This window comes from Paenibacillus aurantius (assembly GCF_032268605.1).
GTDB lineage: Bacteria > Bacillota > Bacilli > Paenibacillales > NBRC-103111 > Paenibacillus_AO > Paenibacillus_AO aurantius.
On sequence record NZ_CP130318.1, the window covers coordinates 6,000,058 to 6,017,089 of the forward strand.

Here is a 17,032-nt window from a genome sequence, read left to right on the forward strand (position 1 = left end):
TTCCGATTTTTTTCCGTGAGGATTGTTCTGCTTCCTTATGATTCTCGTGTGTATCCAGACGATTTACCCGCTGGAAAAGTCAACCATACAAGACACTACGTAATCTCAAGAGGGACGCTCGCCACCATGACACCGTTGATCGTAAACGTGCAGAGGTACTCCCCCGCCGCCCATTCCTCGGCCTTAAGCTCGAACAGATGACCGGTGACGCCCGGCTCGAGCTGCCAATTCTCGTCGACCGTCACCATACGGGAGCCGGTCCGCTTGGTGATGAGCAGGCGGGCTTGTCCGTCCTCCGGGGCATCCGGATAGCCGACCAGTACCTTCAATCCCGTCTTGCGTGAAAAGCTCGTATCCTCGTCGGTAAAGCGCAGGTTGGTATCGTTCAGCCGGTAGCCGAAGGAAAGGTCATAAGCCGCCGGCAGCCCCGCGTCTCCGAAGGTTTTTTCTCCCCCAAAGCTGGACAAGCCGTAAGCGATAACCAGAAGGACCGCCGCCCACATTACGACGGCCGTTAGGGCAGCAGCCCGTCTCGTTCTCAAGTTACTCTCCTCCTGGCTCTCCCTAAGGGGTTTTTGGTTATAGCGGTTTGCGGCCTCGACGGGGCCGGCATTCTGCTGCTATGCTGAAGGAAGTCCCTATTTCTTTAGTGGTAAAGGGTTGTGGGAATAATTAGCATACTCTGGGAAAGTATACCACGTCCACAAGCAAAAAAACATAAGGAGCTCCGCATGAAAATAAATGAATCCTCTTGGCCCGTTACCGTCTCTTCGCTGGCCTCCGACCTCCGCCGTCTGGGCGTTGCCGCCGGCATGACCCTGCTCGTCCATTCCTCCCTTAAATCGCTTAACCGGTGGGTCATTGGCGGCCCCCATGCCGTTGTCCTCGCTTTGGAGGAGGCCCTCGGTCCCGGCGGAACGCTGGTTATGCCGACCCACAGCTCCGACCTCTCCGATCCCGCCCACTGGCAGAATCCTCCCGTTCCCGAGTCCTGGTGGAGCCCGATCCGGGAGGAAATGCCGCCCTTCGAGCCGGACCTGACCCCCACACGGGCCATGGGTGCCGTGGTCGAATGCTTCCGCAAGCAGAACGGTACCCTCCGCAGCAGCCATCCGCAGGTTTCCTTCGCCGCCCGCGGCCCGAAGGCCGCTTTCCTGACGGGTGACCACTCCCTGCCGGACGGCTTGGGGGAGCGCTCCCCGCTCGCCCGCCTGTACGAAGCCGAGGGCTGGGTCCTGCTGCTCGGGGTCGGCCACGAGAACAACACCTCCCTGCACCTGTCCGAGCACCGGACGGTGTATCCCGGGAAGAAGAAGGTGGCGCAAGGAGCCCCCTGTCTCGTCGGCGGGAAGAGGGAATGGGTCACCTACGAGGACCTCGCTTACGATTCCGATGACTTCGGGGCTTTGGGCCAAGCCTTCGAAGAAGAGACCGGGCTTGTCCGGAGGGGGACCGCGGGAGACGCCATCCTGCGGCTTATGCCCCAGCGTGACCTGGTCGACTTCGGAGTGGGTTGGATGGAACGCCGTCGCGGGCAGGGGTGAGCCGGCCGTTCAGGGGCTTTATAGGATAGCCGTCCCTTGCTTCCAGGCCCGCCACTCCCGCCGTGAGAAATCTCCTGCTTGCCTACCTTTCTCGGGAGAAAGTCATGAGGTTTCTCCTCTATTAGGATGTTCGCTCCTTTGCTAAACTGACGGTATAACAAATGGGTGATGGGGGAGAACTACTTTGCATTTTCTAGCTCAATACGGAATAACTATGGCTATTATCGCCTTGGTGCTTTACCGCCGCGTCCGCCGGACGGTCGGCTTCCAGCTTTACCGGCCCCGCCGGCTCAAGGTCCGGATGGTGATTTTCGGCCTAATCGGGCTGCTGATTCTGGAGGCGAGCTTCCAGCATCCGGTGTCTTTTGTGGCCGATGCGGCGGGACTCGTTCTCGGCGGCGTGCTGCTCCTGTATGCCGTCCGGCACACCGTTTTTGAGAAGCGGGAGAGCGGATGGTTTTACCGGACGCACCTGTGGGTGGAGATGACGGTGGTGGCGCTGTTCCTTGGCCGCCTCGCCTACCGGTTGATTGCCTTGGTCTCGGCCGGACCTTCCGCGGCTCAGCAGCCGCCGGACCCCGCCAAGTGGGAGAGCTACTGGCAGGATCCTTTGACCGCCGGCGTTTTCTTCATTCTGGTGGTCTACTATGTCGGGTTCTACGGGTACGTGCTGAAACGGGGCAAGGGGCTCACCATCGAGGGGCCGGGCCCGACCGCCGTCCGGTAATCGTAAGATTTCATGAACAGCGTTTCAAGGGCGGTATGGACGGGTAAGTAGATCTTGATGTCTCATCTTTTGGAGGAGGGCTTTCCCTATGGATTTCCGTAACAAGGACATGCCGAACCGCAGACAGGACATTCAAAGCCAACAGTTCAAGGAATTTATTCGTGACACCGTCGGCCCGTCTACCGGTAACTCCCAGCAGCACTTCAGAGGCACTCAGCGTCTGATCGACCAGCAGAACAAGATGATCGACAAGCAAAATTTACGCAAATGACGTCCAGGACCCCGAGCCCGGCTGCTAAGCAGCCGGGCTTTTTAAGGTTATCCCGGTTTTCCCTTCCCCCTTCCCCCTTCCGGAAAAAGGTGTTACAATAAATCAAACTTGTTCGTTATATAGAACATCTGGTAAGCCTGAGGGACAGACTGGCTAATCGATTTTTAGAATCTCGGCGACAGACGGTTAGGGGGATATTCATGGAATTAACACGGAACGACACGAAGATTTTGAAGGGCATTGCGATTATGTTTATGGTTATGCTTCATCTTTTTGCACGTAAAGAGGTTGACGGACTTTATGTAACCTTTCCCACCATCCATGGGGTACCGTTCGTCTATTATCTCGGATTGCTGGGAGATGCCTGCCCGCCAATCTACATGTTTGTGACCGGCTATGCGTTCTATCTTATAATGGATAAAGCGCCGAAAGGCATGACCAGACAGAACCTTACCCGGATCTTTAAGCTTTATCTCAATTATTGGGTCATTATGGCCATTTTCGTCCCGCTGGGGTTTCTCTTTGGTTACGGTGAGCCGTTTACAGGGGGGATGGCAAGGTTTTTCCTGGATTTTATAGGCTGGAATAATTCCTACAACGGCGCTTGGTGGTTCCTTCGGGTATACGTCATCATCGTCCTGGCTTCTCCCTTCCTGATCAAGCTTGTGAAGAAAATCCATCCCGTTGTCCTTCTTCTCCTATCGGGAGCTGTTTATTTCGTAAGCTATCTTCAGAAAGTAAAAGGGATCATCCAGATTGGCGGCGAAGCGGATCATGTTCTTCTGCTGGTCGCCCTGTTGGGAATCACTCAGCTTTCCTTTTTCGTGGGTGCGGTCTTCGCCAAGTATTCTCTTTACTCCCGTCTTTACGCCCAATTGGGCAGCATTCGGTTCAAGAACACACTCTGTGTGTTTGGGATTTGTTTACTGGTCGTGTTCCACTCGATAATAGAATCGGCTATCATCGCTCCGATCAACGGAATCGCCTTTATATGTCTGTTCCTGCTTATGAACAAATCCAAGGGGATAGTGAAGGTGCTGGATTTTCTCGGCCACCATTCCACCAACATCTGGTTAACCCATATGTTCTTCTACCAGACGATCTTTGTCGAATTGACCTTCTTCCCTAAGCATCCGGTTCTGATTTTCCTCTGGTTGATTGCTCTTTGCACCGCGGTTTCCTTCCCCATTCAGAAAATTTTAAAAGTCCTTTATAAAGCGATGGACAAACGTCCCGGCGTTTCGCCGGTCCAAGCCGAGCAGGCCGCCTAGCCGTCCGATTCCCCATCGGATTCCGCCACTTCTTCGATGGTCATCCTGACGGGAACCAGCTCGAAGGCCTCCGGCTCCGGAGGCGCATAAATGCTCGCCTCCAGCCAAACGGCGGCCTGCTCCTCGTCTTGGAACCGCATGGCCTCGAACAGACGTCGCGAAGGAACGGCCATCCGGCTCCAGTACCAGCCTGTCTCCTTGTGCTTCAGCACCCAGCCCTGTCGGGTTTCCATGGTCATCCCCTCCCGGTCCGTTTATCCTTCTCTTACCCGTCCCGGACCGGGTTTCCCCACGGAAGGCATGGGAGCCACGGGAGCTTAGCCTAATAAGGTTACCTCCCCACATGGGAAGACAGCAGAAAACGGCCGGGCCTCCGCCCCGCCGTTCTTGGTCGTCTTTCACCAAAGCCCCTCCTAAATGGTCCCGCCTCAGGGCATCCCATGCTCCCTAAACCAAAGGACTGGTTCTAGGTCCAGCGCTAAACCGTCTCCCGTTCCATCGCCACCGCACCGCTCCGCCGGAATACATTCAGCACCTTGCCGGCCTCGTCCACGGGAGCCTGAACGATCAGCACCACATGGCCGTCCTTCACGTAGGCTTCATAGATACGGGCCTCATCCTCCTGAAAGCCGTGCTCGATGAGCGCGGTCACCAGCGGGCTCGTTCCGTCCGCTATGGCGGCCTCGTTCAGCGCATCCGCGAACGGCCCGGCCGCCAGCAGACGGCCCAAGCCGGGCACGGCCAGCGCCCCAAGCCCGGTGAGGAAGCCGCTCACTCCGGTTACCGCCCCATTCTTATGCGCGGCAGGCGGGACCTGATCCATTTCCTGTACACCCGTCAATATACGGATATCAGCCGCTTCCTCCCGTTCCCTGACGAGGAAAGAAAGATTATGGGCCGGGATTCCTTCGTCCGTTAGACGCTCGATCGCCTGAACGGCCTCCGGCTCCTCCTTGAAAATAGCCACCAGCTTCTTGTCCATTCTTGTCCTCCGTTTTCCGGCCGGGCTCCTCGCGAAAGCCGCGGCCGTTTTCCCTATTTTGCCTGTTCGGGAGTGGTTTTATGCCGGAAAGTGGGACAGAACGTGGTAATCGATTACTTGGAAGCGACGCTGTCCTCCAATAGAGAAGCGGACTGCCGGTCCAGATAAAGCGTCCAATCCGGATGGGTCTTCAGAATGGTGGCGGGGACATGCTCGCTTACACGGTCGCCCTTCAGCGTCTCGTAGACGGCTTTCGCCTTCACCTGGTTAGGAACGCAGGAAAGAATAACGCGGCTCTTCATCATTTGCTGGACGGTCATGGTGATGGCCTGCTTGGGCACCTCGTCGACGGAAGGGAACCAGCCCTCACGCACCTGTTGGGCCTTGCAGTCCTGATCCAGGTCCACGATCTTATAAGGGACGGTGGTCTGAAAATCGGCGGGCGGGTCATTGAAGGCAATGTGGGCATTCTCCCCAATGCCGATCAGTGCCAAATCGATAGGGAGCCGGGTGAGCTCTTCCCCGAGTCTCTTCAGGTTAGCCTGCACATCTCCTTCCCCGTTAACAAAATGAGCCTGCGAAACGGGGGCGAAGGATAGAAAGCGTTCCTTCAAATATTTGCGGAAGCTTGCCGGATGCGATTCCGAAAGTCCGACGTATTCGTCGAGATGGAACATCTCCACCTTGCTCCAATCAATGGCTTTCTCCTGCAGCGCTTGCAAAAAAGTGAACTGCGACGCCCCGGTCGAAAGAACGATCCGGGCATAGCCCTGCTTGCCGATGCAGGCGTTAAGGATTTCCTCCGCCCGTCCGGCCGCCTCCCGACCGAGCCCCTCCGCTGTTTGGGCCACATGAATCTTCATGCTCCAACCTCCAAGGATTGATATAGTAATCGATTACTAATTTAGTTTAGCATATGCCCATTCCTCTGTCATGGTCTTTTTCTTCTTTCGAAGCAGCCGGCAACCATAGAAGAAGCTCCTCCCCCTAAGCAGGAAAAAGCTTCTCCGGCCCAGGAATCCGCCCCTCCTAGGCTGCGAATCCCCCGATGAAGACCGAACGAAGCTCTCCCGAATTCATTCCCTCGACCATGAGGAAGACCCGACGAAACGTCAACGGGTTGACGTTCGCATAGCCGGCCTCCTGTCAAATAGCGTCCTACTTTCTCCACACCGGCCCGGGACGGGAGCCCGCCCCGGGTGTCAGAGCCTCTACCGTCGGCCATCCGTCTTTCCACACAAGCGGATCGATCATAAGGGGCCGGCGGGTCGCACCGTTCGGAAGGAGCGGATCGGCTTTATCCACCGCATGGTAGACGAGCCAGTCGGTGCCCGCGTCATCGCGGATGACGGCATTGTGGCCCGGGCCCGTGAACGGCTTCGCCACCTTCTGTGACTCAAAATGTCCCGTCAGCAGAAGCGTCCCGTCCGAAACCTTCAGGTCGCTCCCCTCCTTGTCCACATACGGTCCCTTAAGCGAGGAAGAACGTCCGACGGATACGCTGTATCCGCTTGCCGCGCCTTCGCAACAGGAGCCTCTTGAGCCGAAGAAATAGTAGTATCCGTCCCGCTTGATCAAATAGGCCGCCTCAAAGGCGGGCCCGGCGATCGGGAACGGCTCTCCCTCCGTCTTCAACCCGTCGGCCGACAGGGCGATGCCGTATATGCCGTGAAAGCTCCCCCAAATCAGATAGGACTTGCCGTCCTCCTCCACGTAATGCATAGGGTCGATGGAATTGGCTACCCCTACATCGGCACTGTCAAAAAGCTTTCCCCGGTCCTCGAACGGCCCTTCCGGCTTATCCGACACCGCCACGCCGATCCCGGGATTGCTGTCCCCCCAGGCGGACATCGCGTAATACAGGTAGTAGCGCCCGTTGAAATAAGAGATATCCGGGGCCCACACGCCCCCGTAACCATGCCATGCCGGCTTCTCGGCAAAAGCGTTGCCGATCGCTTTCCAGTGAACGAGATCCTTCGATTGGATGACGGGAACCGTGCGGTCCCCTTGGCCGTCTCCCCAATCATCCTCGGTTCCATAGGCATAGAAGAATCCATCCTGGGCCCGGATCACGGACGGATCGGCTAGAACCGGCTCAAAAACGGGGTTCTCGTACGTCAGCGCCACGGGACGGCTCTGTTTATCCTGAATCAATCCGGCCGCTATGACGGCAGCCGTAACGGCCGCGATGGCTATTTTCCTTAATAGTTGTTTCATCCTATCCTCCCTGGTTTCGATAAATGGCTAAAGGCTCGACCGTTTCCTCCAACCGTCCCTGGAGAGGATTGTAGAGAAAACGTATTTATATGGCCTGTATGCGGTTTCTTCTCATTTTCTCCTACAACCCCACACAAAGCAATATGTAACTCCAATATTTTCGGGTGGTTTCGAATGATTGTCAGATAAACCGTTCACCATCCCTCATCTGCGGAACCTCCTTATACTCATGATGGAGATGCTGATGCCCGCTCCTGGCAGGGCCAGCAGCTTTCCGGTTTTTTGTCGAACGCGCCCGTTCCCAAGGGACTTTAAGACCGGGTATGCAGACCCTTTCCATATCCATCCACCGTGCTATGATGGGGGAACACCCTGTGACAAGCCGTAAGAACCATAGGGCCGTTCGGCCTTGCCGCCTCTGCGGTGACCGGATGGCCCTTTTGGTCACTAGGTATTGACAACGGGTCAACTCATCATTAAGAGGAGGAGTATTGTTAGATGAACACCCGCAAAATGCTGAGCCTTTTCTCTTCTCTGGTTTTGACTGGAAGCCTTCTCGCCCCCTCTTCTCTGCTGGCCCAGCCTGCCGGCTATAATCCTAATCCCTCCGTGCAGGATATCGGGTCGAAGCTCCGCTCCGAAACGCTGGCTGATGTGAAGGCGGAGAACCGGCTGGATTTAAGCGGCAGCGAAGCGCAAGCTCCCCAGGCATCCGGCGCGGGTGCAAGCGTATCCCCCCAGGATGTGGGACTCGTGAAGAAATGGCTGACCAATAACGACTACACGGGCAAATACGCCCTTACCGATTTCACCCTCCGCGCCGTCGGCAAATACGGGGAAGTCTGGGTGGCCAATAACTTGAGCTATCCGGCCGGGGACCCGCGCAACGGCCTGGTTACCATCACCGACGCCCAGGTGAAGTACCTGCTCGATGAATTCGACAACCGGATGTACGAGAAGGAGGTCGAGTTCTTCGGTGCGCCGAAGGAACGCAAAGGGGAAGACGGCTACAACGGCTGGTACAAGGACGACTCCGGCCGCACCGTTATCCTGATCGACAACATCAAGGACCAAAGCTATTATCAGTCCAATTATCCGAGCTATATCGCCGGGTACTTCTCCCCGACGATCAGCGATTTTGCCGACCGCAACATCATGACCGTCGACTGCCTCGACTGGGTTAACCGGACCGGTCCGACGGCGGCCAAGCCTTATCTGTACGAGGGTACCTTTGCCCATGAGTTCCAGCATCTGCTCCACCGCGATTCGGATGCCGGGGAAGAGAATTTCATTAACGAAGGCCTGTCGGACTTCGCGCAGTTCCTTGTCGGCTACGGCCATTCCCAGGGGCACGTGGATTTCTTCATGAATCACCTGCGCAACTCGCTCACGCTGTGGGGCGACCAGTCCGATCTTCAGATTCTCGGGGATTACGGCAACGCGTACCTGTTCCAGCTCTACCTGTATGACCAGTACGGCGAAGCCTTCATCCAGGATGAATTCAAGAGCCCGCTGAAAGGGATCGCGAGCGTCAACGAGGCACTGGCCAAGGTCGGCGCGAACAAAACGTTCGAGCAGGTCTATGCCGATTACATGACCGCCATCATGCTTGACGGGAGCTACCAGGGGGACCGGAGCACCTACTCCTTCTCCTCCATCGACCTGAAGCCGAACCTGCAGGCCTCGCAGCTGCCGGACAAGCTGGCTCCCGCCTGGGGAACGGATTTCAAGGTGATCACCCCGAACCAGAAGATCGACCATCTGTATTTCAAGGGGCTCGACTTCCTCGGCACGAAATGGACCACAGCCCAGGATCCCGCGAGAGGACCGGTTCTGTGGGGCAACAGCGGCGATCAGGCGGACAACTTCCTGATTAAGGAGCTGGATCTTACCGGAGAGACGAAGCCGTCCCTGTCCTTCGATACGAAGTATGATATCGAAGAGCAGTGGGATTTCGGCGCGGTTCAAGTATCCACGGATAACGGCAAAACCTGGACCTCCCTGTCCAACGCGCATACCCGCAGCGACTTGGTGGAGGACGGCTATCCGAGAATCAAAGCGAACCTTCCCGGCTTCACCGGAAGCTCGAACGGCTGGGTAACGGAAACGTTCGACCTGAGCGCCTACGCGGGCAAGAAGGTTCTCGTCGGCTTCCGCTACATGACCGACTGGGGCTACAACGAAGCCGGCTGGTACCTGTCCAACCTTAAGCTGAACGGCGCCGTGATCGATCCGATGACCTCGACCTCCGGCTTCCTGAGCCTGGAGCAGGCGACGAAGGAATATGTGAACTACCAGATCCAGTTCATCGGCGAGAAGAAAGGTCTCGCAAACGGAACGGACAACCATGCCAAGGTCATCCGCTTTGACGACCTGCTGAACATGTCCGAGAAGGATGTCCTCGACCTGCGGGATATGCTGCACAGCTCCCAGTACAGCCGGATCGTTATGATGACCACCTACGCCGCACCGGAAGGCAAGAACGGCAGCGTAAGCTATGATTACAGCGTCGTCATGAAATCCGACAAGAAAAAGTAAGCCATCTCCGCCGCCGGGCCTCACCGGCGGCGGTTTTATTTTGCCGGCAAGCGTGCATGGAGTGGTTCCCATGTGGTACCTATAAGCATTGTCCTCTCCCGGAAGGTATGGTATCCTGACACCTAGACTGGATGGGCACCGCAGATTGACACCAAACCAACCTAAGGAGACGAGCTGCTGTGGGAATGAAGCTGGGGATCATTACCCCAAGGACCGAGCAAGGGTTCAAGACAGCCGCGGAATTCGAGCTGGATTTTGTGGAATATGCGTTTAGCGACGGACGGGAAGTGGAGAAAACTTACCCGGACACAGAGGAGTTTCTGGGGAACGTTCCCCGGATCAAGGGCTGGATCCGCTCCTACGGGGTCGGCCTGCAGTCGGTGGGCCGCTGGGGACAGCAGCGCTGGGAGGGGAACGGCAAGCTGGTGGAGCAGGAGCTCGCCAAGTGCTTGGAGATGATCGACGCGGCAAGTGAGCTCGAATGCCCTAACTTCGTCGTCGGCTGCAACGAAATCGAAGGCCTCTCCTTCGAGGAGAACGGCCGCCACGCCGTCGAATTCTTTTCCCGGCTCGTCGACTACGCCTCCCCGAAAGGAGTCCGGGTCTCGGTCTATAACTGCCACTGGACCAACTTCGTGGACCAGGCAGGGGCCTGGGAAGCCGTTCTTGGGGAGATTCCGGAGCTTGGCATCAAGTTCGATCCCTCCCATTCCCGGTATGCCGGGCGGGATTATTTGAAGGAAGCCCGGGACTGGGGCGGACGCTTCGGCCATGTCCATCTGAAAGGCTCCCTGATCATAGACGGGGAGCGGTTCGACGACCCGCCCGCCGGCCTGGACCAGACGGACTGGCCCTCCCTCCTGTCCGTCCTGTACGCCCATCGCTACGAGGGCGGCCTGAGCATCGAGCCGCACTCCTCGGTGTGGAACGGGGAGCTCGGCCGGAAGGGCATCCGTTTTACGGTGGACTACATGCGGAAGCTCATTTTGTAGCGGCGCTGGAAGCTCTACCGGTCCTCCCTTCCCGGGCGGCAGAACCGTTCTTAGCTTAGCGCCTCTCCCCCCGGGCGGATTAACCCCAAAAAGGCATCTTGGCGGCAGGGCCGCCCAAGATGCCTTTTTGCTGGATAAGGGGGTGCATGCTGTACAGGGTCCGGCGCCTGCCTGCTCAGCCTATCGTGATTTTGCCCTCCGGGTAGCGGAAGCGTTCCTTCTTCTGCTGGGGGGTCAGGGAGTACGCAAGCGAAACGGGGCCGAGGCGTCCGACAAACATAAGGAGAATGAGGAACATTTTTCCCGCGTCGGTAAGCTGGGCCGTCAAGCCCAGGGACATGCCCGCCGTAGCGTAAGCCGATACCGTTTCGAACAGGACGCCGAGGAAGCTGTACTCCTCCGTAATGGAAAGCACCATGGCCGACAGCACGACGAGAATGAACGAAAGCAGGGTGAACGTAATCGCTTTGTAGATCCGGTCTTTCGCGATTCGCCGCTCGAACAGGACGATGTCCTCCTTGCCCCGCACCATCGCCAGGGTGGCTCCGATCAGAATGACGAAGGTCGTCACCTTGATTCCTCCGCCGGACGATCCAGGCGCCGCCCCGATGAACATAAGGATCATGACAAAAAACTGCGTAGCCTGGCGCATCGAGGACAGATCGAGCGTCGTTACCCCCGCCGAACGCGACGAGACGGACTGCAGCATGGCTCCGAAGGTTTTGCCCATAGGCGACAGCGGCTGCAGGGTATGGGGATTCGTATACTCGAACACAAGGATAACGAGCGTGCCCACCACAATGAGAACAGCCGAAGCACTCAGCACCACCTGGCTGTGCAGGGTCAGCTTCCGGTTCCGGGGGTACGTGAGCAGGTCGGAGATGACGATAAAGCCGATCCCCCCGAGGAAAATCAAGATCATGGCCACCACGTTGATGAACGGGTCCCCCACATAATGGATAAAGCTTCCGGGTCTTCCGGAAAAGCTGCCGAACAGATCGAAGCCGGCATTGTTGAAGATGGACACGCTGTGAAAGATGCCGAAGTAGACGGCTTGTCCGAACGGCATTTCCAGAGACCAGCGGGAGGTAAGCAGCACGGCCCCCGTCAGCTCGATCATCAGGGCATAGAGAAGCACCTTGCGAACCAGCCGGACGACCCCTTCGGCCGAATGGTGATTCATCGCCTCCTGCAGAATAAGCCGTTCCTGGTAGGAAATGCGGCGCCGGAGCACGAAAGCGATCAGGGTGGACATGGTCATGAAGCCCAGGCCCCCGATCTGGACGAGCACGAGGATCACGAGCTCCCCGAAGACGGTGAGGTCAGCCCCCGTGTTGAATACGGACAAGCCCGTCACACAGGTAGCCGACGTGGCGGTGAACAACGCGTCCAAATAGGACAGCCGGCCTTCCCCGGCATAGGCCTGGGGAAGAGACAGCAGCACCGATCCCACCAGGATGAGGACGATAAACCCGAGGGCCAGCACCTGCGGAGGGCTAAGTATCAATTTTTTGCGGGAACGCTTGACCATAAGGAGAACTCCGTAGTATATGACGTTTGCGACTATTTTAAGCTTTGGGAGTCCGCAAGTAAAGAGGGACGGCCGCTGTCCCCTCCCTGCCGGTGCAGGGGAGCGGTTAGCGGCCGTCCTTTTAATTCCCGGTTCTGATCGCCGTCGGATGCCTTATCCGTTAGTGTTGTTCTGCTTTCCCCTTGATCCTCGTGCGCATACGGAGGTTTTCCCGCCAGCAAAGTTACCGGATAAGGCACTAGCTTACGCGTCGATTAACTTCGGCTTCGGCTGGTTCTTGCGGACATTCTCGAACAGAAAGTTCATCGTCCGCTTGATGTACTCCTTCTTGTGGGAGGAATTATAGATCAGCTCATGCCGGCCGTCCGGAAGCAGCCACAGGCGGCTGGCGGGATTCGCCTTCTGGGTTTGGAAGAAATTCACGATTCCCTGGTAAGGGGCCTTGTCATCCTTCTGACCATGAATAAGGAACAGCGGGATGCTGTACTCCGTCGTCTTGACCGTGTGGGAAGGAACCTGCTGCAGGTTGAAGCCGCTGATGAATGGCAGCATGAGGTTCACTAGAAACACGGACGGGAAACGCGGCAGGATGTCCAGCTTCTGCTTCATATTGAAGAACATCGTATCCTTGTCGAGAATGAACGTGCTGTCGAGGATCATTCCGTTGATATCGGTGCTGTGCAGGGCCGCCTGGAGAGCGGTGCCCGCCCCCATGGAGAAGCCCCAGATGTACACCTGCTCGTCCCCGCGTTTCTTGACGTACTGAATGGCGCCGAGCAGGTCCTTCGACTCAAGAATGCCGCCCGTCACCTTCGCCCCGCGGGCAAAGGCGTAGTCGAACATCAGGATGTTGAACCGGTTGGCGTGAAGCTCCTTCGCCAGCTCGTACATCGGGACCCACGGCTCCTCGCGGTTCGCTCCATAGCCGTGCGACAGAATAACGGTATTCTTCGACAAGCCAGGGATGTACCAGCCGTCGATCATCCTCATGGCGTTCGAGCTCGGGAACTCGACTTCCTTATAATCGAGGCCCGCGGCTTTCTTCGGATTCGACAGGAGCGGAGGTACCTTCGGGCTCTCCAGCGTATAGGCGATATAGGCGTAGAAGCTGACAATCGAGCTCATGGTGAACAAAATCAGGAACAAGGAGATGAACCAGACCTTCATGCGTCTGCTAAAGCGCGGCTTCTTTATGATAACGCTTTCATTATATAAGATCGGCGAACGGGAAGCGGGAATACTCATGAAGCATCGATCCTCTCGGTTGTGATCACACTAGAATATGAATTTTCGGAAAATTCTAACTTAGTTATATTGTAACCTTTTAGAGGGACGAACGGGTTAAAGGGCCATTACTTTTGTATTACAAAATATTACACGATTTTTGGGTCTTCGTGCCGTGGTAACCGGGACTTTGGGCCTGGCTTTCAGGCAAAAGAGCCCTAGTGCCTTATCCGGTAACTCTGTAGGCGGAGAAAACCTCTGTAGGCGCGCGAAAATCCATAGGCAAGCAGAGCCTTATTGGCGGATAAGGCCCTAGCGGCTGATTTTATCGTTCCAGCTTTCCGATCTTGAACGCCTTCCGCGAGCTCTGCTGTCCCGCCCCGCCATCCCGCTGCGGCCGGGATAGCGGAATCGCCCGCCGGCCTGCCGCGGGCAACCGCTCGAAGATAGCGGAACTCCGGTGCGCTACCCCCCCCTTTTGCCTAGTTGCTCAAAAGATAGAGGAACTCAGGTTCGTTATATCCGGCCAATCCGGTCAAAAAGAGCGGCTGGGGAAAAATTTTTCAAAAATAGAGGAACGGAGTTCCTCTACCGTTTCTGACCCCTCTCCAAAAGGGAGAATAAAGGAACCGAGTTCCTTAATTCGCCAAGGGAGCCGGGCTATTCCTGCCCGCGGCTGAACCTTTTATCCTTTCTTAATCCTTCGTTTACGGTTTGGAAAGAAACGGACCTTATTCTATTAGTAAAGACGCGAAGCGTTAATCACTAAAGTGAACAAAGGAGCTGGGAGCGAATGGATGGACAGCAGGTAAGCAAGGAGAAAAGGTTTTACCGGATGACAGCTTTGGGGCTGATGGCGGGAAGCTTGCTCGTTCTGATCTTTCGGGGGATGCATGGGGATCTTCCGGCCGGGGATGCGCACGCCGCGATGGGCTTCATCGCCCATCATCCCTTCTACAAAGGGGTTCACTTGGGTGCGGTGGTCGGGGTCATGGTGACCGTACTGGGGTTGGTTTCCTTCGTCGGTACTTTGAAGAACGGCTCCGCCCGGCTCGTTGGCTGGCTGAGCGCCTCCATTGCTTCGGTTGGGGCGGCCGTCCACATTATGGAGCATTCCATCGACGGCCATGCCGGGGAAACGCTCGCCCATACTTGGGAAGCGGCTTCCGTCGCGGAGCAAGCGGGTATCGAGCATTCGGCCGGAACCATCTTTGTCGCCCTCCATGGTCCGGCACTGGTCGGCATCAGCATGCTCTGGGCGCTGGCCGTGTTGCTGCTCGCCCGGGTGAGTCGGCTGGAAGGATACCGCTCCTGGCTGTTCTGGTCGGGGTCGATTGTGAGCGCCCTGACCTTCGTCCTGTGTCTGATCCAGTTCCTCTACCCGGATTTCATTCCCGGCGTTCTCATCTTCGGCCTGCTGGTTTCCCTTGTGCAGCTTTGGATCTTTTCGCTTGGCGCAGCCTTGTGGCGGCGAAGCCTCCGGTAGCCGGCCGAACGGGTCAATGTCGCGGCTTGCGTTCGGTCTGATGGAAGGGCGCAGCGCTGGCCGCCCCTCTTCAGGCTTTGCCGCGAGAACGGATCATGCCCCGGTAAAGCGGATCATCCGCTCCCGCCACGGAGTCTCCCGGTAGGCCGCGCCAATGCCCTTCTCCCGCGCGGAGGCCTTGGGCACTTCCTTGAACCGGAAGGAACCCGACGCTCCCTCGACCAGCGGACTCGGGGTAAGCCGGACGGTTTCCCTGTCCTCCCAACTGGCGCGGATCTTCTGCCTCCCGAGAAAATGAAACGTCTCGGCGAAGCCCCCGGCATAGAAGCGGAGAGGCTCTCCGGGCTCCTGCAGGCTGACAAAAAGCGACAGGGTGTCGCAGAACTGCAGCACCTCAAGGTGGTAGGCGATATCCTTCCCCGCTTCTTCCCCCGTCCAGCCGTTCCCGGCCTTGATGGCGCCCCGGCGCTGCTGCTCCCAAGCGAGGAACCGGTCCACGCCGTCCTTCTCGATGTCTCCCAGCCCGCCTATCCGGTCTTCGTGGAAGAACGAAGCGTAGTGCAGGGAGTTCAGCAGGGCGGCGTATTCATTGCGCTCCTGAACCTCATCCACCCCCTGCCGGTAATACGGCAGCTTCAGTCCGACGGGCAGATCCCGGAAGCTGTACGGCCGCTGCTCCCTGTCGTTCCACATCGGATGAACGTCCAGCGGGATCCAGCCCCGGTCGTGCTCCTGGATGGCAAGCCGTACGTCCTCATAGAGCACCGAGCCGGTCAGGCTCTCATCCTTCCAGAACCCTGCGGCCGCTCCCGAGAAGCGGGCGTGGTCATCCTGCGCGGTCATGACCCATACATCGTCGAGCTCATATACGATCATAAGCGGTTCCTCCCCTTATTTGTTTCCTGGCCGAACCTAACCCCCTTCGAACAAATCCAGCTGCTCCGGCTGATCCCTCGCGGGGTCCGGCACCTCCATGCCGAGGAGCTCCATCATCTGCTTGGCGTTGGCCGCCGCATCCCCACCAGAATTGTTATTGAACACGACGCACAGCCCGGCGCACTCCTGCTCCAGCTGCAGGAGCTTGTCCTTCCACTCCTCGAGCTCGTCCCGGCTGTACCGGTACAGGTAGCGCACCTCCCGCCAATTCGGTGAGCCTCCCTGGTTCCAGCCGGCCGCGTTGCGACCGTGGAAGCGCACGACGGTAAGCTCCGGGTGGGTGGCGGCGAGCACCGCCGGGATGGACCCCGGCCCCGCCTGCGGTTCGTCGCAGACGCTGTGGATCCAGCCCTCCCGGCGCATGAAGTCGAGCGTCCGCTCCCTCATCTCTCCCTCGAACCAGCTCTGATGGCGGAATTCGAGCGCCACCGGCAGGCCGTGCATCAGCTCCTTCGTCAGCCGCAGCAGCCCGACATTCTCGCGCGTGCAGTCGAACCAGGGCGGGTACTGGAACAGCACCGCCGTCAGCTTGCCGGCCTCCACCACCGGCTGAATCGACTCCCGGAAGGCCCGGAACATCTCGTCCCGGCTCTCAAAAGGATTCGGCCCGCGCAGGTGGCCGGTCATGCCTTGATAAGCCTTGACGAGGAACCCGAAGCCGGGAGGGGTCTCGTCCACCCATTTGGTATAATTACGCAGCGATTGCACGGCATAGAACGAGCTGTCCACCTCCACGACCGAAAAATGCTTGGCATAGGCCGAAAGCTTGTGACGTCTCGCCTCCGCATCCGGGTACAGGTCATCATGATCCCCCCATCCCGTCAGTCCGATCCGGATCATCCCGCTTCCTCCCTCCTGTTCTCTTGTACCCTTACCTTACCAAAAAAAGCCCCCTGCCGAAACAAAGAACGGCCCGGTCGTCCTTACCCGATCCGTATAGTCCTGGGGGTGCCGGCCGGATGGGGGCTTCCGGACGCAAAGCCAGCTGTCAGGCACGGATTTACCGGGGAAGGAAGACCGGCTGTGCGGGGTATGGTATAATCTTACTTACAAGTTTTCCAGAAAAGGGGAGTCGTTTCATGCACTTCATGTGGTCCAGCTTTTTGATCCAGCTCTTCTCGGTGCTCCTATTTGTGCTTGTGATCGTCCTGATCCTTAAGCTGCCGGGCCTCTTCCGCCGGGTAACCCGGCAGGAGCAGGAGATTCAAGGGTTGAAGGCGCAGCTTGCCGATCTGAACAACCGGCTGCCGGAAGACGCCGGGAAATAGCTCCGACGGGTGTCCGAACCAGACAAAAACCCCTAAGCCGAACAA

General features: G+C 57.7%; 17 protein-coding genes. 8 read left to right on the forward strand and 9 right to left on the reverse strand.

Annotated features, from left to right (window positions below; genetic code table 11):
* Window positions 1–95: 95 nt before the first annotated feature.
* Complete coding sequence (locus MJA45_RS27185; RefSeq protein WP_315605017.1) at window positions 96–542, reverse strand: hypothetical protein; 447 nt, start codon at window positions 540–542, stop codon at window positions 96–98.
* A 189-nt stretch (window positions 543–731) separates the two neighbouring features.
* Here MJA45_RS27185 and MJA45_RS27190 point away from each other — a divergent pair, with 189 nt between their 5' ends.
* From MJA45_RS27190 to MJA45_RS27205, 4 genes are all read left to right on the forward strand, one after another.
* A complete protein-coding gene (locus MJA45_RS27190; RefSeq protein ID WP_315605018.1) occupies window positions 732–1,544 on the forward strand; it encodes an AAC(3) family N-acetyltransferase in 813 nt (270 codons plus the stop codon).
* A 214-nt stretch (window positions 1,545–1,758) separates the two neighbouring features.
* A complete protein-coding gene (locus MJA45_RS27195; protein WP_315605019.1) occupies window positions 1,759–2,271 on the forward strand; it encodes a CcdC protein domain-containing protein in 513 nt (170 codons plus the stop codon).
* Between the two features lie 88 nt (window positions 2,272–2,359).
* Window positions 2,360–2,542: a hypothetical protein gene (locus MJA45_RS27200; protein WP_315605020.1), complete on the forward strand. Its 183-nt coding sequence runs from the start codon at window positions 2,360–2,362 to the stop codon at window positions 2,540–2,542.
* Between the two features lie 200 nt (window positions 2,543–2,742).
* Complete coding sequence (locus MJA45_RS27205; RefSeq protein ID WP_315605021.1) at window positions 2,743–3,813, forward strand: acyltransferase family protein; 1,071 nt, start codon at window positions 2,743–2,745, stop codon at window positions 3,811–3,813.
* On the opposite strand, the gene MJA45_RS27210 is transcribed toward MJA45_RS27205, so the two are convergent.
* The 4 genes from MJA45_RS27210 to MJA45_RS27225 all read right to left on the reverse strand — a co-directional run bounded on the left by MJA45_RS27210 (window position 3,810) and on the right by MJA45_RS27225 (window position 7,012).
* A complete protein-coding gene (locus tag MJA45_RS27210; protein ID WP_315605022.1) occupies window positions 3,810–4,046 on the reverse strand; it encodes a hypothetical protein in 237 nt (78 codons plus the stop codon). The genes MJA45_RS27205 and MJA45_RS27210 overlap by 4 nt on opposite strands.
* Window positions 4,047–4,291: 245 nt before the next feature.
* Entirely contained in the window at window positions 4,292–4,795 is a 504-nt protein-coding gene (locus tag MJA45_RS27215) for a low temperature-induced protein (protein ID WP_315605023.1), read from the reverse strand.
* A 113-nt stretch (window positions 4,796–4,908) separates the two neighbouring features.
* A complete protein-coding gene (locus tag MJA45_RS27220; protein ID WP_315605024.1) occupies window positions 4,909–5,658 on the reverse strand; it encodes a glucosamine-6-phosphate deaminase in 750 nt (249 codons plus the stop codon).
* A 295-nt stretch (window positions 5,659–5,953) separates the two neighbouring features.
* Window positions 5,954–7,012: a family 43 glycosylhydrolase gene (locus MJA45_RS27225; protein ID WP_315605025.1), complete on the reverse strand. Its 1,059-nt coding sequence runs from the start codon at window positions 7,010–7,012 to the stop codon at window positions 5,954–5,956.
* Window positions 7,013–7,510: 498 nt separating this feature from the next.
* On the opposite strand from MJA45_RS27225, the gene MJA45_RS27230 reads away from it, so the two are divergent.
* Window positions 7,511–9,550, forward strand: coding sequence for a choice-of-anchor J domain-containing protein (locus tag MJA45_RS27230; protein WP_315605026.1), 2,040 nt, complete (start codon window positions 7,511–7,513; stop codon window positions 9,548–9,550).
* A 185-nt stretch (window positions 9,551–9,735) separates the two neighbouring features.
* The gene (locus tag MJA45_RS27235) at window positions 9,736–10,542 is read left to right on the forward strand and encodes a sugar phosphate isomerase/epimerase family protein (RefSeq protein ID WP_315608115.1); all 807 of its coding nucleotides are present in this window, start codon (window positions 9,736–9,738) and stop codon (window positions 10,540–10,542) included.
* Between the two features lie 175 nt (window positions 10,543–10,717).
* On the opposite strand, the gene MJA45_RS27240 is transcribed toward MJA45_RS27235, so the two are convergent.
* Both MJA45_RS27240 and MJA45_RS27245 read right to left on the reverse strand, forming a co-directional pair.
* On the reverse strand, window positions 10,718–12,073 hold the full coding sequence (locus tag MJA45_RS27240) for a TrkH family potassium uptake protein (protein WP_315605027.1): 1,356 nt from the start codon (window positions 12,071–12,073) through the stop codon (window positions 10,718–10,720).
* Window positions 12,074–12,316: 243 nt separating this feature from the next.
* On the reverse strand, window positions 12,317–13,240 hold the full coding sequence (locus MJA45_RS27245; protein WP_315605028.1) for an alpha/beta hydrolase: 924 nt from the start codon (window positions 13,238–13,240) through the stop codon (window positions 12,317–12,319).
* A gap of 850 nt (window positions 13,241–14,090) precedes the next feature.
* Between MJA45_RS27245 and MJA45_RS27250 the strand changes: the two genes are divergently transcribed.
* Entirely contained in the window at window positions 14,091–14,783 is a 693-nt protein-coding gene (locus MJA45_RS27250) for a hypothetical protein (RefSeq protein ID WP_315605029.1), read from the forward strand.
* A gap of 93 nt (window positions 14,784–14,876) precedes the next feature.
* Here the strand turns inward: MJA45_RS27250 and MJA45_RS27255 are convergent, their stop codons facing one another.
* Window positions 14,877–15,659 (reverse strand): DUF3891 family protein, encoded by a 783-nt coding sequence (locus MJA45_RS27255; protein WP_315605030.1) that lies wholly within the window; start codon window positions 15,657–15,659, stop codon window positions 14,877–14,879.
* A gap of 36 nt (window positions 15,660–15,695) precedes the next feature.
* Window positions 15,696–16,559, reverse strand: a complete 864-nt coding sequence (locus MJA45_RS27260; RefSeq protein WP_315605031.1) for a DUF72 domain-containing protein — start codon at window positions 16,557–16,559, stop codon at window positions 15,696–15,698.
* A gap of 239 nt (window positions 16,560–16,798) precedes the next feature.
* Here MJA45_RS27260 and MJA45_RS27265 point away from each other — a divergent pair, with 239 nt between their 5' ends.
* Window positions 16,799–16,987 carry a hypothetical protein gene (locus MJA45_RS27265; RefSeq protein WP_315605032.1) on the forward strand — a complete coding sequence of 63 codons (189 nt, stop codon included), beginning with the start codon at window positions 16,799–16,801 and terminating at the stop codon, window positions 16,985–16,987.
* Window positions 16,988–17,032: the final 45 nt, after the last annotated feature.